This window comes from Tolypothrix sp. VBCCA 56010 (genome assembly GCF_050875635.1).
Classification (GTDB): domain Bacteria; phylum Cyanobacteriota; class Cyanobacteriia; order Cyanobacteriales; family Nostocaceae; genus Hassallia.
The window spans coordinates 1-1,940 of the sequence record NZ_JBPAOH010000324.1; the positions used below are offsets into that span (position 1 = coordinate 1).

Sequence of the window (1,940 nt, forward strand, 5' to 3'; positions counted from 1 at the left end):
TTAAAAGACGGGGCGTATGTTTCCCACTGGTTGTTGGGGCTATCTCTTTCCCTACACCCCACACCCCACACCCTACACCCCGCCCCAACGGGGCTTGGTCAACCGGATGTTAGCTTTGCAAACTAATGAAAGAAAATATTCACTCCTAAAAATGGATTAGAGCATAGTAGGGGATACTTGGCAGCAGTTTGCTGAATATCAAGCTAGTGATGGTGTGTTTAGCCCGGATGGTAAACTAATTGCGATTGTAGTTGGTAAGAATACTGTGCAGTTGCGTCCGGTTGAGGGTTTGGATGAACTGCTAGCACGAAGTTGCGGATGGCTGAGAGATTATCTTTCTACACGTCCTGATGTGGGGAAGCAGGTTTGTGGTAGTTAGGGGACAGGGGGGACAGGGAAGGGGGACAGGGAAGGGGGACAAGGTGTGTATGCGGTGCATAGTCGGCGCGATAAGCTGGTAGTAACAGCCTTGCACTTATATGCTCCTTAACCCACTCATATCGGGTTCGGTTAAAGACTTATTATTAAGACCGCAGTTCTTGGTAGAAAGCAGTTTTCGGATTTTTGCACAGATGCACCCAATAGTAACTAATTTGCCGAACTTGATATCAAGAGGGATCTTGCACCCGGAAATACAAATTGAGAATTTCGCTTACATCCCTAGGATTTTGACACAATTCCTTTAATCCCAAAATCTCAGGTAGAATGGAAACTGGGTTACTACGCAGATCCAGATATCTGAGTTTTTGGAGTTGGACAATTTCTTCTGGCAGACTGCTCAGTTGATTATTGTAGAGGTCGAGCGTTTCTAAGTTGGTGAGTTGTCCAATTTCGTTTGGCAGACTGCTCAGTTGATTGCTGCTAAGGTCGAGCGTTTCTAAGTTGGTGAGTTGTCCAAATTCGTTTGGCAGACTGCTGAGTCGATTGCCGCTGAGGTTGAGCGTTTCTAAGTTGGTGAGTTGTCCAATATCATGCGGCAGACTGCTGAGTTGATTATTGTAGAGGTCGAGCGATTGTAAGTTGGTGAGTTGGACAATTTCGTTTGGCAGACTGCTGAGTTGATTATCGTAGAGGTGGAGCGTTTGTAAGTTGGTGAGTTTTCCAAAATCATGCGGCAGACTGCTCAGTTGATTTCTGCTGAGGTCAAGCGATTGTAAGTTGGTGAGTTGGACAATTTCGTTTGGCAGACTGCTCAGTTGATTGCTGCTGAGGTCGAGCGATTGTAAGTTGGTGAGTTTTCCAAATTCGTTTGGCAGACTGCTCAGTTGATTATTGTAGAGGTAGAGCCTTTCTAAGTTGGTGAGTTGGACAATTTCCTGTGGCAGACTGGTTAAGTTATTACCAACAACTTGAAGTTCTTGAAGATGATTAAGTAATCCAATTTCCGCAGGTAAAACGCTCAGGTTGTTCGCGATAGTACCGACGATATAACCCTTTTGATTATATTGGTATTTGCCGAGAATCAGCTTTTTGAGTTGAGTCAGCTTACCAATCTCAGCGGGTAAAGCTGTCAACTCTTTGCCAGAAAGGTCAAATTCGGTTGCCCCTTCTGTGGCAGCTTGTTCAATTAGCTGTAGCAGTTCTTTGTCGGTCATGAGTAATTAGGGGGAAGGGGGACAAGATAGATACCGTAGGGTGCGTTATAACGTACCGAGTAGCGCGGAACCCGAACGCGAGTGCGTCTCCGACAGGAGAAGGGTAGTTTAACGCACCATTTATGGTTTGAGGTACTGTAATGAACGGCGGTAACACACCCGATGGTAGTTTTATATTTAATTCAACCTACCTACTTAGTTCTGCGATAAGTCTGATTTTTTCATTTAACGAGTGTTGGAACCTCATTAAAGAGTCTTTGATACTCATTAAAGAGTCTTTGATACTCATTAAAGAGTCTTTGATACTCATTAAAGAGTCTTTGATACTCATTAAAGAGTCTTTGA

At 44.3% G+C, this 1,940-nt stretch carries 2 protein-coding genes; one reads left to right on the plus strand and one right to left on the minus strand.

The features are described from left to right. Positions 1-214: 214 nt before the first annotated feature. The gene (locus AABK37_RS41170; protein WP_432557139.1) at positions 215-379 is read left to right on the plus strand and encodes a hypothetical protein; all 165 of its coding nucleotides are present in this window, start codon (positions 215-217) and stop codon (positions 377-379) included. A 229-nt stretch (positions 380-608) separates the two neighbouring features. On the opposite strand, the gene AABK37_RS41175 is transcribed toward AABK37_RS41170, so the two are convergent. Further along, positions 609-1,595, minus strand: a complete 987-nt coding sequence (locus AABK37_RS41175) for a leucine-rich repeat domain-containing protein (RefSeq protein WP_432557140.1) — start codon at positions 1,593-1,595, stop codon at positions 609-611. Positions 1,596-1,940 lie beyond the last annotated feature (345 nt).

What these genes read in the sequence shown, in the direction of transcription:
- AABK37_RS41175 (WP_432557140.1), bottom strand. Translation starts at nt 1,595, where the DNA reads ATGACCGACAAAGAACTGCTACAGCTAATTGAACAAGCTGCCACAGAA.